The following is an 18,099-nucleotide window of genomic DNA, read 5'->3' as shown; positions in this document are numbered from 1 at the left end:
GGCGCCGTGGAGTCTGTCGGCTCAGGACGTAGGCGTCGTCGCGCGGTTCTGCTGATCGCGCTGGGCAACCCAGTGTTCGATCAATTCGCGCAACTGCGAGAGCTCAACTGGTTTGGCCATATGCCCATCCATGCCAGCCTGGCGTGCACGCTCCTTATGCTCAGCGAGGATGTGCGCGGTCAACGCTACTACCGGGGTGCGGGATCTTTGATTGCCTACTTCCCAGGCGCGCAGTTGCTGGGTCGCCGAAAAACCGTCGAGGATCGGCATTTCGCAATCCATCAGGACCAGGTCGTAGCGATGCGCCTTCATGGCCACCAAGGCTTCTTCGCCGTTGCTGGCGGTGTCCGGTTGCAGATTGAGCTTGCCCAGCATGCCGCGGATGACCTTGGTCGAAATGCTGTTGTCTTCAGCGACCAGAATGCGGAAATCGCTGGGTACCTTGATCGGCAGAGGCGGACCGGATGGCAGGTGTTGCGGCACCGCCAGCCCTTTGTTGCGCTGGGTCAGTTCATCGGCCAGGGTCGTCTTGAGCGTATAGCCGGCCACCGGTTTGGCAAGGATGCGTTTGATCCCCGAATTGCGCGCGATGATCTTGCTCGGCGCATTGCTGATGCCGGTCAGCATGATCAGCAGGATGTCATGGTTCAGGCTCGGGTCTTCCTTGATCTTGGCGGCCAGTTGCATGCCGGTCATGCCAGGCATGTTCTGATCCAGCAGGACCACATCGAAGTAGTCACGCAGGTGCGCCTTGGTGCGCAACAGCGCCAATGCCTCCTTGCCCGACGGTGCCGCGCTCACGTTCAGGCCCCAGGCGCTGCATTGCTGCACCAGCACTTTGCGGCAGGTGTCGTTGTCATCCACCACCAACACCCGTGCACCCTGCAGGGGGCCATCGAGGTCGCAGGTTGGATGCTCCAGTCGGTCCGGGTCCAGGGGCAAGGTCAGCCACAAGGTACTCCCCTGGCTGTTACCACTCTTGATGCCGAATTCACCTTGCATCAAGCGGATCAACTGACGGGCGATCACCAGCCCCAGATTACCGCCCAGGTGGTTGGTAGAGAGGAAATGCTTGCTGTGCAGTTCAGCCTGCATCAGCGCGTCGCGCTCTTCGACGTCCATCGGTTCGCCGCTGTCCTGCACGGCGATGCGCAAGCGTGGATGGCTGCTGCGTTCGTCGAGGGCGACGACGATCAGGATCTCGCCTTCGTCGGTTTTCTTCAGCGCGTTTTCCAGCAGGCTCAGCAATGTCTGGCGCAGGCGCGTCGGATCACCGCTGATGACGCGCGGTACTTGTGGCTGAATGAAGCTGATCAGTTCGACGTTCTGCTGCTCGGCCTTGGCGCGGAAGATGCTCAGGCAGTCTTCGATCAGTGCGTTGAGGTCGAACTGCACATCGTCCAGTTCGATCTGACCGGACTCGAGTTTGGAAATGTCGAGAATTTCGTTGATCAACGTCAGCAGTTCGTTGCCTGCGCTATGGATGGTCTGCACATAGTCGCGCTGCTTGACCGACAGTGGCGTGCCCAGCAGCAACTCGGTCATGCCCAGCACACCATTCATCGGGGTGCGGATCTCGTGGCTGATTTTCGCCAGGAACTCGGCCTTGGCATTGATCTCGGCGTTGCTGGCCGCCAGGTCACGACTGATGCTGAAACGCGCTTCGGTGATGCTGCGCTGGCGTTCGCTCAGGGCGATGCTCATCAACAGGCCACTGATGCAGATGAACACCAGCAGGGTGGTGATCAGGTCATGGGGTTCGATCAGGGTCAGCCCCAGCAAGGCGGGCAGGATGATCAGGGTGCCCAGGTTGAACACCACCATGGCCGCCACGAACAGTCGCGCCGGGCGATAGCCTTTTTGCCAGTGATAGGTGCTGACAAACAGCATGGTCAGGCCCGCCAGGGCGACCAGGGCGTAGGTGATGATGTTCAGTGGCAGCGTGTTGACGAACAGCAGCAGCAGGCTGCAGATCATGATGAACAGGATGTCGCCCACGATCAGCTTGTTCAGCGGATGCGGTCCGAGGGGCTTGAAGAAGCGATAAGCGAATATCAGGCCGCTGGGGGCCGTCAGCAGCAAGGCGAGGTAGGCGCCGGGCGTCTGCACGGCCTGCCAGTCCGGGATCCAGGGTCCCGCCAGGTTCAGCAACAGCACCAGGCTGAGCCCCAACAAGGCTTCGCAAACCGCCAACCAGACACTGCTGGTCGAACGCGTATAGGCATAGCGGAGGAGGTTGTGCAGGATCAGCATGCCGATGCAGCCCAGTAGCAATCCATAGATCAGCGTCTGGTTCTGGTTGGCTGCGGTAATGACCGCCGATTGCAAGGTGATGTAGGGTCGCAACTGGTGTTCGGAAACCAGTCGCAGGTAGACGTCCAGGGGCTTGTCGCTTTGCGGCAGCGGCAGCATGAAGTCGCTGCTGGGCAAGGGACGGTCCGCCAGGGGTTGTTCGTTGCCTGTATGTGACTGGTCAATCAGCTTGTCGCCGTCCAGCACATACATGTTGAAGTGCAACAGATCGGGCGCGAACACCCGCAGCAATTGTTCATGCTTGCCCGGTGCGAGCCGGAAACGCAGCCACAGCGCACCGTCGGGCTCGGCCGCCGTAAGGTGGTCGAGTTCGATGGGGCTGAATTGGTTGGTGTAGCGGGCGGAGCGGATGTCGCTCAGCTGCAGGTCACCCTGTTCGTCGAGCAATACCGCCCAACCACTGCCTTGCGCGGCTTGGGCCGGGAGCATGCAGAGCAAGGTCAGCAACGTGACGGTTAGACTTATGGCAATCCTGAGCCAGCGCACGGCGAAATCCCTTCGTAGGTTAATGCCAGAATATAACTATGCGCGGCGCCGGAATAGCCAGGCAAGGGGGGTAAGCCCCTGCCTGTCGCAATTGTTGCCTTATTCCTGTTCGCCGCGCTCGCGGGCAATGGCGCGGTAGCCAATGTCCTTACGATAAAAACAGCCTTCCCAATCGATTTTGGCCGCCAGTTTGTAAGCCTGTTGTTGCGCCTCATCGACGCTGGCGCCCATGGCCGTGGCGCAAAGCACCCGGCCACCAGCGGTCACGACTTGACCGTCCTTGAGCGCGGTACCGGCGTGAAAGACTTTGCCGTCCAGTGCCGCCGCCGCATCCAGGCCATTGATGGCCACACCCTTGGCGTAGTCACCAGGATAGCCGCCAGCGGCCAGGACGATGCCGACGCTCGGACGTGGATCCCATTGCGCTTCGACCTTGTCCAGCGCCTGCGCCAAGGCTGCTTCGACCAGCAATACCAGGCTCGACTGCAAGCGCAGCATGACGGGTTGGGTCTCCGGGTCACCGAAACGGCAGTTGAATTCGATGACCTTCGGGTTGCCGGCCTTGTCGATCATCAAGCCCGCATACAGGAAACCGGTGTAGACATTGCCTTCCTCGGCCATGCCGCGCACGGTCGGCCAGATCACCAGGTCCATGACGCGCTTGTGTACTTCGCTGGTGACAACCGGGGCAGGGGAGTAGGCACCCATGCCGCCCGTGTTCGGACCAGTGTCGCCGTCGCCGACGCGCTTGTGGTCCTGGCTGGTGGCCATCGGCAGGACGTTCTTGCCGTCGACCATGACGATGAAGCTGGCTTCCTCGCCGTCGAGGAACTCTTCGATCACCACGCGCGAACCGGCGTCGCCGAAGGCATTACCTGCCAGCATGTCACGCACGGCGTCTTCGGCTTCGGCCAGGGTCATGGCGACGATCACGCCTTTGCCGGCAGCCAGGCCATCGGCCTTGATCACGATCGGCGCACCTTTTTCACGCAGATAAGCCAGGGCTGGCTCGATCTCGGTGAAGTTCTGGTAGTCGGCGGTCGGGATCTTGTGACGAGCCAGGAAGTCCTTTGTGAAGGCTTTCGAACCTTCAAGCTGAGCAGCGCCTGCGGTCGGACCGAAGCAGTCCAGGCCGCGGCTGCGGAACAGATCCACAACACCTGCGACCAGCGGTACTTCCGGGCCAACGATGGTCAGGGAAACGTTTTTCTCGGCAAAGTCCGCCAGTTGCTCAAGGGCCAGTACGTCAATGGCGACGTTCTCGCATTTGGCTTCGATGGCAGTACCGGCGTTGCCCGGTGCCACGAACACCTTCTGCACTCGAGGATCCTGAGCGACTTTCCAGGCTAGGGCGTGTTCACGGCCACCGCTGCCAATGATCAAAACATTCATTTCAAAAACCTCGGATGACGCTAATTCTGTTTTAGAACCTAAAGCGCTTTACGCTGTAGGAGGTCGCAATGAAACCGGTAGATGCAAGGCGGAGGCTACCTTGATGAGCGGAGTTGCCTTTTGGCAATGAGCATCATCAAGATAGCCTCCAACGCAGCAGATGCCGGTTTCAGTGCGGCCGTTGTCTGATTAGTGACGGAAGTGGCGCATGCCGGTGAACACCATGGCGATGCCGGCTTCATCCGCCGCAGCAATCACTTCAGCATCACGCATCGAGCCACCTGGCTGGATCACCGCCGTGATACCGACCTTGGCCGCATTGTCCAGGCCGTCGCGGAACGGGAAAAATGCATCGGAAGCCATTACCGAGCCAGCTACCTGCAAGCCAGCATGTTCAGCCTTGATCGCAGCAATGCGCGCAGAGTTCACACGGCTCATCTGGCCAGCGCCGACACCGATGGTCTGACGGTTCTTGGCGTAGACGATGGCGTTGGACTTGACGTACTTGGCAACTTTCCAGGCAAAGATCAGGTCATGGATTTCCTGTTCGGTCGGCGCACGCTTGGTCACGACCTTCAGGTCATCGGCGCTGATCATGCCGATGTCGCGGCTCTGCACCAGCAGGCCACCGTTGACGCGCTTGTAGTCCCAGGCAGCAGCGCGATCGGCCGACCACTCGCCACAGGCCAGCAGGCGCACGTTGGCCTTGGCGGCGACGATGGCGCGGGCTTCTTCGCTGACGCTCGGGGCAATGATCACTTCGACGAACTGACGCTCGACGATGGCCTTGGCGGTCTCGGCGTCCAGTTCGCGGTTGAAGGCAATGATGCCGCCGAATGCCGATTCGGTGTCAGTAGCGTAGGCCAGGTCGTAAGCCTTGCGGATGCCGCCTTCGGCGTCCGGGCTGACGGCCACGCCGCACGGGTTGGCGTGCTTGACGATCACGCAGGCTGGCTTGACGAAGCTCTTCACGCATTCCAGCGCGGCATCGGTATCGGCCACGTTGTTGTAGGACAGCTCTTTGCCTTGCAGCTGGGTCGCGGTGGCGATGCCGACTTCGGCAGGCTTGGCTTCAACGTAGAACGCCGCGCTCTGGTGCGGGTTCTCGCCGTAGCGCATTTCCTGGGCCTTGATGAACTGGCTGTTGAAGGTGCGCGGGAATTCGCTGCGACCTTCCGTGCTGAGGGTCTCAGCAGCCTGGTTCACGGTGCCCATGTAGTTGGCGATCATGCCGTCGTAGGCGGCGGTATGTTCGAAGGCCTTGAGCATCAGGTCGAAACGCTGGGCGTAGGTCAGGCCGCCGGCCTTGAGGTTTTCCAGGACGCTGGCGTAATCGCTGGCGTTGACCACGATGGCCACGTCCTTGTGGTTCTTGGCTGCCGAACGAACCATGGTCGGGCCGCCGATGTCGATGTTCTCGATGGCAGTCGGCAGGTCGCAACCTGGTTTGGAGATCGTTGCTTCGAATGGGTACAGGTTGACCGCTACCAGGTCGATCGGCTTGATGCCGTGCTCGTTCATGATGGCGTCGTCGATACCGCGACGACCGAGGATCCCGCCGTGGATTTTCGGGTGCAGGGTTTTCACCCGGCCGTCCATCATTTCGGCGAAGCCGGTGTAATCCGCGACTTCCACTGCGGCAACGCCGTTGTCCTGCAGCAGCTTGAACGTCCCGCCGGTGGAAAGGATCTCGACACCCAGGGCTTCAAGCTCCTTGGCAAATTCGAGGATCCCGGTCTTGTCGGAAACACTGATCAAGGCGCGGCGGATCGGCAGGCGGGTAGTCTGGTCGGTCATCTCAATTTCCATCAAAAGCAAAGGAGTCAGCAAAAAAGGCGACCGGTCTTACGCGGGCGCCTTTCTGGTTTGATTGAATGCTTACAGCAAATCGTACTGCTTGAGTTTCTTGCGCAGCGTGCCCCGGTTCAGTCCGAGCATTTCGCTGGCCTTGGTCTGGTTGCCCTTGACGTAGTTCATCACGCACTCGAGCAGGGGAGCCTCGACTTCGGAGAGCACCAGGTTGTACACATCCGTGACGGCAGCGCCCTCAAGGTGGGCGAAATAATTGTGCAGCGCCTTCTCGACACTCCCGCGAAGGGTCTGGCCTTCTTCGCTTGGCGTATTGAGGTGCTGTTTCAAATTCACGTTGTCGCTCACGGGCGTTGTTCCACTCACTAAAGTCTCGGTCATCATCGTCATGCGGCCACCCACTCTCCGTCCCCTGTCAGGCTCTTGTAACGCCCGGCAAAGAACTCCCGAACGTTGGCGCATTGTGCTTCCGTACCATCCAAACGATTGAAGTGGGCGCGAAACTCCCTGGCGCCCGGCAAGGTTGCGAGATACCAGCCCACATGCTTTCGAGCAATGCGTACGCCCATCACGTCTCCATAGAAGGCGTGCAGCGCAGCCAGATGCTCTAGCAGGATGCGTTCCACCTCGATCAGGTCCAGCGCCGGGAGCTTCTCGCCGGTACGCAGGAAATGGTCGATCTCGCGAAAAATCCATGGCCGCCCCTGGGCAGCCCGGCCTACCAACAGGCCATCGGCGCCCGTCGCGTCGAGCACGTACCGGGCCTTTTCTGGCGAATCGATATCGCCATTGGCGAAGACCGGCATCGACACCGCCTGCTTGATCGCGGCAATGGTGTCGTACTCGGCTTCACCGGTATACAGGTCGGCACGGGTGCGTCCATGCACCGCCAGGGCCGTAATGCCTGCCTGTTCAGCGATCTTCGCCACCGTCAGGCCGTTCTTGTTGTCCCGGTCCCAACCGGTCCGGATCTTCAGGGTAACCGGCACATCGACCGCGGCCACCACGGCCTGCAGGATCTCGGTTACCAATGCTTCATCTTTCAACAGTGCCGAGCCTGCTGCCTTGTTGCAGACTTTCTTGGCCGGACAACCCATGTTGATATCAATAATCTGTGCGCCCAGCTCGACGTTGGCCCGGGCGGCATCCGCCAGCATCTGTGCGTCACCACCGGCGATCTGCACCGAGCGTGGCTCGGGATCACCTGCATGGATCATGCGCATGCGCGACTTGCGGGTGTTCCACAGACTCATGTCGCTGGTGACCATCTCCGAGACGACCAGCCCCGCGCCCAATCGCTTGCACAGCTGGCGAAAGGGTTGGTCGGTGACGCCCGCCATCGGGGCGAGAATCAAGCCGTTGTGTAATGTATATGGACCGATGCGTACCGCCGACATAGGACTTCCCTGGTGTGGGGCCGGATCATGAGAGTTCGAAAAAGGGTTGGCATGATACCCGCTCTCGATGACTGGATAAAGGCTGAATTGAACAAAATCTGAACAGTTATTCTGTTATTGCCAGCGGTTTGGTCCGGGCGGGCAAAGACAGGAAGTCGTCGTCAATTGTCGGTCAGTGAAGCGTTTCACTCGGGCGAGTGGAAACTCAGGCTGTAATTTACCGCCTTGGCACCAGGATCGAGGATGTCGAGGGCGATGTGGATTGGCGTTTGCGGAGGCATTTCCACCTTGCCTTCAAGATCGCCATTGAGGTATTCGCCGGGTTTGAAGCGGCGGCTGGCAATCAGGTGGCCGTTGAGATCGGCAAAGCGTAGCTCCAGCAGCGGGAAAGGCTGCGAGAATGGTGCGCGGTTATAGATGATCGCATCGACCACCAGGGCGCCGCTGAACTCAGGATGGCTGCGGACCACCAGGTTGCTGCTCTTGATTTTCGCGATGTCGACCTTGGAGGGCACCGTGCAGCCGATTTGCGGGCACAGTTGCTGGAACCAGGGGCGGTACTGGTCCTGGCGCGCCAGTTCGTCGAAATGGTAGGCGACGTATTGGCCTGCGAGTGCGCCGGCCCCCAGCAGGATCAACAACAGCCAAAACAGTCGACGACCCCATGGTGAGCGACGTTTCTGCCAATCCAGTTGCAGCGGATCGTCGGTCAGGTCCTGCAGTACTTCGGCACGAACCCCTGGTTCGCTGCGTTCGCGACGCTTGCGCGGCGGCTCGATCGAAGGCAGGTCGTCATCGATCTCTGCGGTCGCCGTCATGCGTTCGTGATGTACCGGGGCGACGAGCGGATCGTTCAGGCGCAGCTGCGGGGGCTGCGGTTCGTCGTCCAGATCCACCGGTTCCAGTGATAGCGACGGTTCAGTACGCGACGGTTCGTTCGGTGGCTGCGGTGTATCAAGCACGTCAAGCGCGTCAAGCGTGTCGGCCGCTTGGGCGCGATCGGCAGCCGATTCGCTGAACAGGCTGTCGGGCCATGGGGCTTCGTCGTGCTCGGCGCTATCGCGGCGAGCGCTGAGCGTGTCTTCGCGGTGTCGGCCGAACTCGGTGGTCGGCTGGATTTCCCGCTGTTCAAGCCGGGCGAGTTCTTCGTCCAGGTCGAGACTGTCCAGATCCAGCTCGGCAGCGCTCCATTGTTTCTGGCTGATGGCGCGCTGCGGCGGCGGTTCGACGGTTTCCAATGGGGCTGGCGTCGGCGCGGGTGCTTCCTTGCCGGCCTGCTCCAGCAGTTGCTTGGCGGCGTTGAACACCTGCAAGCATGAGCCACAACGAACAACCCCGCGCGCCACGCTCAACTGGGCATGGTTGACGCGGAAGCTGGTTTGGCAATGCGGGCACTGGGTGACGAAGCTGTCGGTCATGCGGCGATCCGGTAGATGCAGGCGTCCATTCTAGCGCCGACGGCCAGTGATGCGCACCCAGCCATCGCGATTGGCGATCGGGTCCAGATCGAAATCCTTGGCATAGGCTGCGGCCACTTCATCGCCTTGCTCGGCAAGAATGCCCGAAAGCGCCAGGCGACCGCCCTGCCGGACCAGGCCCGACAACTGCGGCGCCAGCGAAACCAGCGGTCCGGCCAGAATATTGGCCACCAGCACATCGGCCTGAACCTGCGGCAGATCTTCAGGCAGGTACAGCGGGAACAGCTCGTCTGCGATGCCGTTGCGCCCGGCGTTGTCACGAGAGGCTTCCAGCGCCTGCACGTCGATATCGGTGCCCACGGCCTGCTTGGCGCCCAGCAGCAGCGCGGCAATCGCCAGAATCCCCGAACCGCAGCCGAAGTCCAGCACGTTGCAGTCTTTGAGGTCCTGACCGTCGAGCCATTCCAGGCACAAGGCGGTGGTCGGGTGAGTGCCGGTGCCGAAGGCCAGGCCCGGATCCAGCAACAGGTTCACGGCATCTGGTTCGGGAGCTGCGTGCCAGCTCGGCACGATCCACAGGCGCTGACCGAAACGCATGGGCTGGAAGTTATCCATCCAGCTGCGCTCCCAGTCCTGATCTTCGATGACTTCGCTGTGATGCTCGGGCAGCGGGCTGCCAGTCAGCAACTCAAGGTGGGCCAGGACCGGGCCTGGCTCGGTGCCGCCTTCGAACAGCGCCAGCAGGTGAGTGTGGGACCACAGCGGCGTGGTGTTGAGTTCGGGCTCGAAGATCGGCTGGTCTTCGGCGTCCATGAAAGTCACCGACACGGCGCCCACTTCAAGGAACGCGTCTTCGTAGGTTTCGGCTTGTTCTGGGCTGATGGCGAGACGGACTTGCAGCCAAGGCATGGCGGGCACCTTTGAAAAATATTGATTGCAGCCTAGCGGTCTGCGAGAAGCGCGCAAGTTTACGCGAGCGCGGAGGTTTTGTGGGAGTGGCTTGGTCCCAAGCATCAATGCATGCCCTGTGGGAGCGAGCCTGCTCGCGAAGACGGCATGCCAGTCAGCATTGATGTTGAATGTGCTGGCCTCTTCGCGAGCAGGCTCGCTCCAACAGGGAATGTGTTGTGGTTCGGATGAAATGTCCAGAAACAACAAAGCCGCCCGAAGGCGGCTTTGTTGATCGGGTCGAAGCTTAGTGCTTCTCGCCAGCCAGCTTGTGCTCGAGGTAGTGAATGTTCACGCCCCCTTCGCAGAAACCAGCATCGCGGGTCAGGTCGCGGTGCAGCGGGATGTTGGTCTTGATCCCGTCGACCACGATCTCGTCCAGCGCATTGCGCATGCGCGCCATGGCTTCGTCACGGGTTGCGCCGTAGGTGATCAGCTTGCCGATCAACGAATCGTAGTTCGGCGGAACGGCATAACCACTGTACAGGTGCGAATCGACGCGAACGCCATTGCCGCCTGGTGCGTGGAAATGCTTGACCGTGCCAGGGCTTGGCATGAAGGTCTTCGGGTCTTCGGCGTTGATCCGGCATTCCAGCGCGTGACCGCGGATGACCACGTCATCCTGGGTGAACGACAGCTTGTTGCCGGCGGCGATGCTGAGCATCTCCTTGACGATGTCGATGCCAGTGACCATTTCCGAAACCGGGTGCTCTACCTGGACACGAGTGTTCATCTCGATGAAGTAGAAGCGGCCGTTCTCGTACAGGAACTCGAAAGTGCCTGCACCACGGTAACCGATGTCGATGCACGCCTTGACGCAGCGGGCGAGAACTTCCTGGCGAGCCTGTTCGTCGATGCCCGGTGCCGGCGCCTCTTCAAGCACCTTCTGGTGACGGCGTTGCAGCGAGCAGTCGCGGTCGCCCAGATGGATAGCCTGGCCCTGGCCGTCGGACAGAACCTGAACTTCCACGTGACGGGGGTTGGTCAGGAACTTTTCCAGGTAGACCATCGGGTTGCCGAACGCTGCGCCCGCTTCGGAGCGGGTCAGTTTCGCCGAGGAAATCAGGTCTTCTTCCTTGTGTACCACGCGCATGCCGCGACCACCGCCGCCGCCAGCGGCCTTGATGATCACCGGATAACCGACTTCGCGACCAATGCGCAGGGCGGTTTCTTCGTCTTCCGGCAGCGGGCCGTCGGAGCCCGGAACGGTTGGAACGCCGGCGGCGATCATCGCGTGCTTGGCCGAAACCTTGTCGCCCATCAGGCGGATGGTTTCAGCTTTCGGGCCGATGAAGGCGAAGCCGGAGTTCTCGACCTGCTCAGCAAAATCAGCGTTTTCTGCAAGGAAACCGTAGCCCGGGTGAATGGCGGTGGCGCCAGTCACTTCGGCCGCGGCGATGATGGCCGGGATGTGCAGGTAAGAGTGGGCCGCCGATGCCGGACCGATGCAGACGGATTCGTCTGCCAGGCCCAGGTGCATCAGTTCCTTGTCCGCCTTGGAATAAACGGCGACGGTCTTGATGCCCATCTCTTTGCAGGCGCGCAGAATCCGCAGTGCAATCTCACCGCGGTTGGCGATCAGAACTTTTTCCAACTTCGCAGTCATCAAAGGCGCTCCGCGGTTCAAACGATGGTGAACAGCGGTTGGTCGTACTCAACCGGCTGGCCGTCTTCGACGAGGATGGATTCGATCACACCGCTGGTTTCAGCTTCGATGTGGTTCATCATCTTCATGGCTTCAACGATGCACAGGGTGTCGCCTTTCTTCACGGTCTGGCCGACTTCCACGAAGGACGGCGAGGTTGGCGAAGACTTGCGGTAGAACGTACCGACCATCGGCGAACGGGCAACAGTGCCGTTCAGTGCTGGCGCGGCGGCAGCCGCAGGTGCGGCAGCAGCAGCCGGAGCGGCGGCAGCGACAGGCGCGGCAGCCGGAGCAGGCATAGGAGCCGGCGCGTAGTACTGCTGGGCCGGGGTCTTGCTATGACGGCTGATGCGTACGGACTCTTCGCCTTCCTTGATCTCGAGCTCGTCGATGCCGGACTCTTCCAGCAATTCGATCAGTTTCTTAACTTTACGGATATCCATGAATCATCAACTCCCAAGGGTCGGTCAGGGGCGCTTAACGCTTGTTGTTCAAGCTGTTGCCGGTCTTTCAAGCTGCTCTAGGGCGGCCTCCAGGGCCAGTCGGTAACCGCTGGCGCCAAGGCCGCAGATCACTCCCACCGCTACGTCGGAGAAGTAAGAGTGATGGCGGAAAGGTTCGCGTTTGTGCACGTTAGACAAATGCACTTCGATGAATGGGATGCTCACCGCCAGCAGCGCGTCACGTAATGCGACACTTGTATGCGTAAAAGCTGCTGGATTGATCAGAATGAAGTCCACGCCTTCGCTGCGGGCGGCATGGATGCGGTCGATCAATTCGTACTCGGCATTGCTTTGCAGGTGCAGCAAATGATGGCCGGCTTCGCGGGCGCGGCGCTCCAGGTCCTGGTTGATCTGCGCCAGCGTGGTAGCGCCATAGGTGCCCGGTTCGCGGGTGCCGAGCAGGTTCAGGTTGGGTCCGTGCAATACAAGTAGCGTCGCCATCGGCTGTTCCTTGGTTATCCGTGTGCATTTGTCAGAACCCGGCGACTATGCCGCAAAGCCTTTGTGACTGTCCAGTTCTCTGCAATAGGCAGCACGATGACCGATGTTTGCGCGAGATATATGACTGCCTGATTAAATCCGGTCATTCGCCTTGGCGACACGATCGGCGAAATCCCTGGCAGTGATCTCGCCGATAACCCGCACATCGACACGTTCGACACCGTCCTTGCCGAAAAACATCAAGGCTGGAGGGCCGAACAGTTGGTAGCGGTCGAGGAGGGCGCGTTGTTCGGCGTTGCTGGCCGTGATGTCAAAGCGGATCAGCCGATAACCCTTCAGGCGTTCGATGACGATCGCATCGTCAAGCACCTGGTGTTCGATGACTTTGCAGCTGATGCACCAGTCGGCGTACCAGTCGAGCAGTACCGGCGTGCCGGACGCCCGGGCTTCGGCGAGCACCCGGTCGAGGTCTGTCGCGGTGGTGACGGTTTGCCAGGCGCTATTTTTTTGCGTAGACACCTCGCCAACCACCACGGATGACTGGCCGATTGGGTTGAACGGATCGGTCTGGCCGCTAAAACCGCCGTACCAACAGGCCAGCGCATAAAACAGCAGGAACATTCCGAGCAATTGGCCCAGGCGTTTTCGCGGCGGTTTGTAGACGAACTCCAGTGCCCCGAGGAACAACCCGACGCCAGCGGCCAGCAGGCCGATCAGCAGCAAGGTGATTTGCCCCGGCAGCACTCGGCTGAGCAGGGCAATCGCCAGGCCCAGCAACAACACGCCAATCGCGTTTTTCACGTAGATCAGCCACGGTCCGCTTTTCGGCAACCAGGTGGCACCACCGGTGGCCACCAGCAAAAGCGGTGCGCCCATGCCCAGGCCGAGCATGAACAGTTTCAGGCCGCCGCCCAGCGCATCGCCGCTGGCGCTGATATACAGCAGCGCACCGGCCAACGGCGCGGAGACACAGGGCGAAACCAACAGGCTGGAAACCACGCCCAATACCGCGGCGCCCCACAGCGAACCGCCTTCGGTGCGGCCGGCAATACGGTCCAGTCGACTGCTGATGGCGTGCGGCAACTTGAGTTCGAAAACGCCAAACATCGCCAGGGCAAACAGCGCAAAAAACATTGCGAACGGCACCAGCACCCAGGCCGATTGCAAGCGTGCCTGCAGATTCAGTTGGGCGCCGAACAAGCCCATGAGCGCGCCCAACAATGCAAAACAGGCGGCCATCGGCAGCACATAGGCCAACGACAGGTTGAAACCACGCCAGCCGCCGACTTGGCCACGCAACACCACGCCGGAAAGGATTGGCAGCATTGGCAGCACGCACGGGGTAAAAGTCAGTCCCAGGCCCGCCAGGAAAAATAGCGCCAGCTCGCGCCAGTTCCAGGCGTGGGTTGTCGTCGGGCCGTTGCCGTCGATGCCCAGGCGCTCGGTTTCCGGTGGATAGCACAGGCCTTTGTCGGCGCAGCCCTGGTAGGTCACGATCAACGTGAAGGCGCGTTGATCGGTGCGCGGCAGTTCTACATCGAGTACGCCACGGTAAACCTCGACATCGCCGAAGTACTCATCGTGCTTTTGTTCGCCCTTGGGCAATTGCGCCGGGCCGAGGGTGACATCGGCCGGGTCGGCGCGGAACTGGAAACGATGCCGGTAAAGGTAATAACCCTCGGTGGCGACGAAGCGCAGTTTGATCGATTGCGGCGTGCTTTCTACCAGGCTCAACTGAAAGGCTTCGCGCACCGGCAGGAAATCGGCACTGTTGTTGATCGAGCCCAGGGTCGAACTGGGGCGACTCTCCAGCAAACCGCCGGCGGTGGCAGGCAGGGCGAGTACTAAAAGCAGCAGGTAAAGCAAACGGCGCATGACGATCTCGCGTATCGGAATTGGGGGGATGATAGCCGAGTGCGCGAGACAAGGTGATCGTTCCCACGCAGAGCATGGGAACGATCAGGAGGGGGCAGTCAGACGCGGAAGGCCTGAACGGCAGTGTGCAAGCGCCCACCCAACACCATCAAATTCTCCCCCTGCTCACGCCCCTGGCCGATACGCAGCAAATTGTCCCCACCCAACTGGTGAATACGCTCGCTGTGATCGCGGATTTCACTGACGGCACCGCTCTGCTGGGCAGTGACATCGGCGATGCGTACCGCGGTATCGGAAATGGTCTGGATTGCCCCGACGATTCTATCCAGCGCACCGTCCGCCGCCTGCGCCTGGTTGGCGGTGGCTTCGGCATGCTCGACCTGCGCGCGCATGCCTTCGACCGATTGGCGCGCCGCGGTTTGCAGGCCGGCGATCAGGCTCTGGATTTCGGCCGTGGCCCCAGCGGTGCGTTGTGCCAGCGAGCGCACTTCTTCGGCCACTACAGCAAAGCCACGGCCCATCTCACCGGCCCGGGCCGCTTCGATGGCGGCGTTCAACGCCAGCAGATTCGTCTGGTCGGCAATCGAGCGGATCACCGTCAGCACGCCACCGATGGTCGCGGACTCTTCAGCCAGGTGCTCGATCATCTGCGCATTGCCTTGCACTTCTCCTACCAGGGCATGCAGGCCGGTAAGACTCAGGCCAATGACTTTCTGGCCATGTTCGACCGCCTGGCCAGCATGGCGACTGGCCTCGGCGGCCTGGCTGGCGTCGCCGGCGACTTGCTGGATGGTCGCCTCCAGTTCGCCAAGGGAGTCTCGAATCATTGCCGTGTCGCCGGCCTGGTGTTCGGCGCCGCTGTGCAGGTCATTGCTCAGTTCCGCCAGGGTTCGACTGCTGCCGGCGACCTGTTCGGCGTTGCGACGAATGGTCCCCACCAGGTCCACCAGGTAGGCGCGCAAGCGGTTGAGCGAGGCTTCGATGTCATGCAGTTCGCGATTGGTGTTACCCAGTTGGATGTCCCGGCTGAAGTCGCCTTCCGCCCAGGTCGACAAGGCTGGTGCGAGGTTGGTCAGGGTCCGGGCCAGGCGTCGTTGCAGGGTGTCGATCAGCAGGGCGATCAACAGGATCAAGCCGATCATTACCCCTTGTATCAATCGCACCTCACTCTGGATCTCCCCGTGTTGGGCGCGTACCACCGGCTCCAGCCCGGCGATGGCTTGTTGCACGGCGGCGATTTTCAGGTGCGTCGCGGCACTGAGTTCGGCGCGTTTGTGGATTTGCTCGCGGGTGCGCGAAAGTTCCGCAGGGTAGCGGCCGAGCAGGCTGTTGAGCTCACGCTTGATCCCCACGCCGGCGTCTTCGGCGGCGGCTTTCTCGGTGTTCTCCAAGCCCATCATCGCGGCGAAATCATCGGTGTTCGATTCACTGCTGGCCGCCACGCCCAATAACGGCAGGGCATCCAGCTGTTCGGCCTGTGCGCGGATGTTGGTGATTTCGCGCTCGACATCGGCGGCCAGTTCGCTGCGGCCGCTGCTGACCAATTTGTCCCGGGCCAGTGACAGTTTGCCCAAGTGCTGGGAGGCGCTGAGCAGCGGAGTCAGGTAGCTCGCGTTGCCACTGGCGTACTGGCTGAGTTGATCAAGGCTGGCCCCCAACTCGCGTTCGGCTTGCAGGAGCAGGGCCTGTGGGTCAGCGGCGAGCTTGCCGGCGGCCAGCAGATCGGTTTTGCTGAATTCATCCAGGTTCGTCAGGCTCGGCTGCAAGGTTTCAGCCAGGGCCGGTGGAAATTCGCCGAGTTCCTTGTGCAGTTTGTCGATGGCCTGGCTGGCGCTGCTCAAGCGCAGCGCATCGCCACTGGCGAGGTAATCCTCGATGTTGCGCGCCACGTCACTCTGGAATTGCTGGGACAAGCCCAGGTAGCGCTCCATTAATAGATAGGGGCGTTCGAGGGCTTTTTGCGACCACCAGAGTGTGGCGCCAAGCGCTACGCAGACGGCAACTAAAAGAAGGGTATTGAGATTGGTTAGCAGTTTCAGGCGCATCAAGGACTACCAACGGCAGAATGGTAAGTGCCTGAAGTTATTGCGTTTCTGTTACAGGGTTATGACTGTCTCGGTCTGTTCCGATGAAAAGGTGGCACTTTGCTTTGATGTCCGGGAGGCCTGCACCCGGTTGCGCCCCGCGCCTTTGGCACGGTACAGCGCCTCGTCCGCCTGGCTGGCCATCAACAGGCTGTCGGAGTGTTCGCCGAGGTCCACCACGCCGGCGCTGAACGTGCACCAAAGGTCCTGTGGTTGCGCGGGATAATGAATCTCGGCAAAACGCTTGCGGATGTCATCGAGCAGTTTGACGGCAGCTTCAAGGTCGGTATCGGGCATGACAATGGCGAACTCTTCGCCACCGTAACGGCCAATGAAGTCGGTCTTGCGCAAGCGCTGTTTGAGGAACAGCGCGAGGCTCTTGATCACCCGATCGCCCATGGGATGGCCGTGGCTGTCGTTGACGCGTTTGAAGTGGTCGATGTCGAGCATCGCAAAGCTCAGCGGCCTGCCCTCGCGGCGAGCGCGAAAGCAGCAGTCTTCGAGCAATTGCAGGATGTGCGTGTGGTTGTACAGGCCGGTGAGGCTGTCGCGCACCATCCGCGCCTTGAGGTTGCGTGCCCGTGCCGCCCGGTTACGCACGGTGGTGATCAGGTGCCGGGGCTTGATGGGTTTGGTCAGGAAGTCGTCGCCGCCCTCGCTCATGGCATCGAGTTGCTTGTCCAGGTCGTCCTCGGCCGACAGGTAAATGATCGGTACGCTGACATAGCGGTCGTTATGGCGGATCACCTTGGCCAGTTCCGTACCGGTGCAGGCCGGCATGTACATGTCGAGGATGATCAGGTCCGGTTGAAAGTCCGCCAGTTCGGCCATGGCCTGGATCGGCTCGATCAGTGTCCGGGTGATGATCCCTGCGCTGTTGAGCAGGCGCTCGGTGTGCAAGGCTTGGGCGCGCGAGTCGTCGATGATCAGCACTTTATAGGGCTCGTACTGGGCGACGCAGGTCAGTACTTCAATTTTTTCCAGCAGGCTCGACGCTTCAAGGGTGCCGGTGAGGAACTCCTGGCCGCCGGCGCGCACAGCGGCGAGGCGGGTCGGGGTGTCGGTTTCATGCAGGCTGAAAAACAGCAGCGGCAAACGCTGGTCGAGACCTTCCTGGGCTTCGGCCGCCAATTTCAGGCCGACGCCAGGGCCGCTGAAGTCAACGTCCATGACGATGGCGGCTGGTAGGCGCTCGACCATTGATGAGCGGAATGCCGGCACGCTCTCCAGGGACTGGGCACTGAGCCCGAAAAACTCCAGCTGCTTGGCCAGTCGCTCGGCACGGTCATGATCCTGCAGCATCACATAGACGGGTTTGCGCAAGGGCGGCAGGAACGTTTGGTCCAGCTGATCACCATGGCGCAGGCCGGTGCGCGACAGGCGTTGCATCAGTCGATTGAGGTCGCTGATCAGGCTGCTGCTGAGGCGACCGCGATTGGCGTCGACAGCCTCCAGCGACAAGCCGATGTGACGCGCCAGTTGCGAATGCTCCGGTTGTTCGAAGCGTTCAGCGAAGCGTAACAGTCGCAGGTTGGCCTCGCTCAGTTCCGCCAGCTCCTGGGTCGACCATTCATTGCGTTGCAGGCGTTGCCATATCTCAAGAATCTGACGTGCTTGATGAATTACCCGCTGGGCAAAGTGATGCTTGAGGCGCTCGCGGCTGGGGTCTTCTGGCTCGGTCATATCCTGACTACTGGTTAGGGGGTACGCTGAGGACGACTGGTGGCTCTATGCTAGCATCTCTTTTCCATTACATGAGTGTTGTACGTTAATAATCTGTGACACCCA

The 18,099-nt window shown here is 60.9% G+C and carries 12 protein-coding genes and 1 pseudogene; all 13 read right to left on the bottom strand.

Annotated features, from left to right (window positions below):
* Window positions 1-21 precede the first annotated feature (21 nt).
* Window positions 22-2,799: a hybrid sensor histidine kinase/response regulator gene (locus PG5_RS12860; protein ID WP_020797563.1), complete on the bottom strand. Its 2,778-nt coding sequence runs from the start codon at window positions 2,797-2,799 to the stop codon at window positions 22-24.
* A 99-nt stretch (window positions 2,800-2,898) separates the two neighbouring features.
* Window positions 2,899-4,191, bottom strand: a complete 1,293-nt coding sequence (gene purD, locus PG5_RS12855) for a phosphoribosylamine--glycine ligase (protein ID WP_020797562.1) — start codon at window positions 4,189-4,191, stop codon at window positions 2,899-2,901.
* A gap of 189 nt (window positions 4,192-4,380) precedes the next feature.
* A complete protein-coding gene (purH, locus tag PG5_RS12850) occupies window positions 4,381-5,988 on the bottom strand; it encodes a bifunctional phosphoribosylaminoimidazolecarboxamide formyltransferase/IMP cyclohydrolase (RefSeq protein ID WP_020797561.1) in 1,608 nt (535 codons plus the stop codon).
* A gap of 81 nt (window positions 5,989-6,069) precedes the next feature.
* The gene (gene fis, locus PG5_RS12845) at window positions 6,070-6,390 is read right to left on the bottom strand and encodes a DNA-binding transcriptional regulator Fis (RefSeq protein WP_015093301.1); all 321 of its coding nucleotides are present in this window, start codon (window positions 6,388-6,390) and stop codon (window positions 6,070-6,072) included.
* Window positions 6,387-7,397 (bottom strand): tRNA dihydrouridine synthase DusB, encoded by a 1,011-nt coding sequence (dusB, locus tag PG5_RS12840; RefSeq protein WP_020797560.1) that lies wholly within the window; start codon window positions 7,395-7,397, stop codon window positions 6,387-6,389. Before dusB ends, fis begins: the two co-directional genes overlap by 4 nt.
* A 185-nt stretch (window positions 7,398-7,582) precedes the next feature.
* Entirely contained in the window at window positions 7,583-8,815 is a 1,233-nt protein-coding gene (locus PG5_RS12835) for a DUF3426 domain-containing protein (RefSeq protein WP_020797559.1), read from the bottom strand.
* A gap of 30 nt (window positions 8,816-8,845) precedes the next feature.
* A complete protein-coding gene (gene prmA / locus PG5_RS12830; protein ID WP_020797558.1) occupies window positions 8,846-9,724 on the bottom strand; it encodes a 50S ribosomal protein L11 methyltransferase in 879 nt (292 codons plus the stop codon).
* 286 nt (window positions 9,725-10,010) lie between these two features.
* On the bottom strand, window positions 10,011-11,369 hold the full coding sequence (accC, locus tag PG5_RS12825) for an acetyl-CoA carboxylase biotin carboxylase subunit (RefSeq protein WP_020797557.1): 1,359 nt from the start codon (window positions 11,367-11,369) through the stop codon (window positions 10,011-10,013).
* A 17-nt stretch (window positions 11,370-11,386) separates the two neighbouring features.
* A complete protein-coding gene (accB, locus tag PG5_RS12820; protein ID WP_007971363.1) occupies window positions 11,387-11,851 on the bottom strand; it encodes an acetyl-CoA carboxylase biotin carboxyl carrier protein in 465 nt (154 codons plus the stop codon).
* Window positions 11,852-11,899: 48 nt separating this feature from the next.
* Window positions 11,900-12,352 (bottom strand): type II 3-dehydroquinate dehydratase, encoded by a 453-nt coding sequence (gene aroQ, locus PG5_RS12815; RefSeq protein ID WP_020797556.1) that lies wholly within the window; start codon window positions 12,350-12,352, stop codon window positions 11,900-11,902.
* A 132-nt stretch (window positions 12,353-12,484) separates the two neighbouring features.
* Window positions 12,485-14,227, bottom strand: a complete 1,743-nt coding sequence (locus PG5_RS12810; RefSeq protein WP_020797555.1) for a protein-disulfide reductase DsbD — start codon at window positions 14,225-14,227, stop codon at window positions 12,485-12,487.
* 98 nt (window positions 14,228-14,325) lie between these two features.
* Window positions 14,326-14,832 (bottom strand): annotated as a pseudogene (locus PG5_RS35335) (methyl-accepting chemotaxis protein); the annotation flags it as partial.
* Window positions 14,833-16,323: 1,491 nt separating this feature from the next.
* Window positions 16,324-17,994, bottom strand: a complete 1,671-nt coding sequence (locus tag PG5_RS12800; protein WP_020797553.1) for a PleD family two-component system response regulator — start codon at window positions 17,992-17,994, stop codon at window positions 16,324-16,326.
* Window positions 17,995-18,099 lie beyond the last annotated feature (105 nt).

This window comes from Pseudomonas sp. G5(2012) (assembly GCF_000408945.1).
GTDB classification, from domain to species: Bacteria; Pseudomonadota; Gammaproteobacteria; order Pseudomonadales; family Pseudomonadaceae; genus Aquipseudomonas; species Aquipseudomonas umsongensis.
Note: the sequence above shows the minus strand (reverse complement) of the source record. Positions and strands in the feature narration are given on the sequence as shown.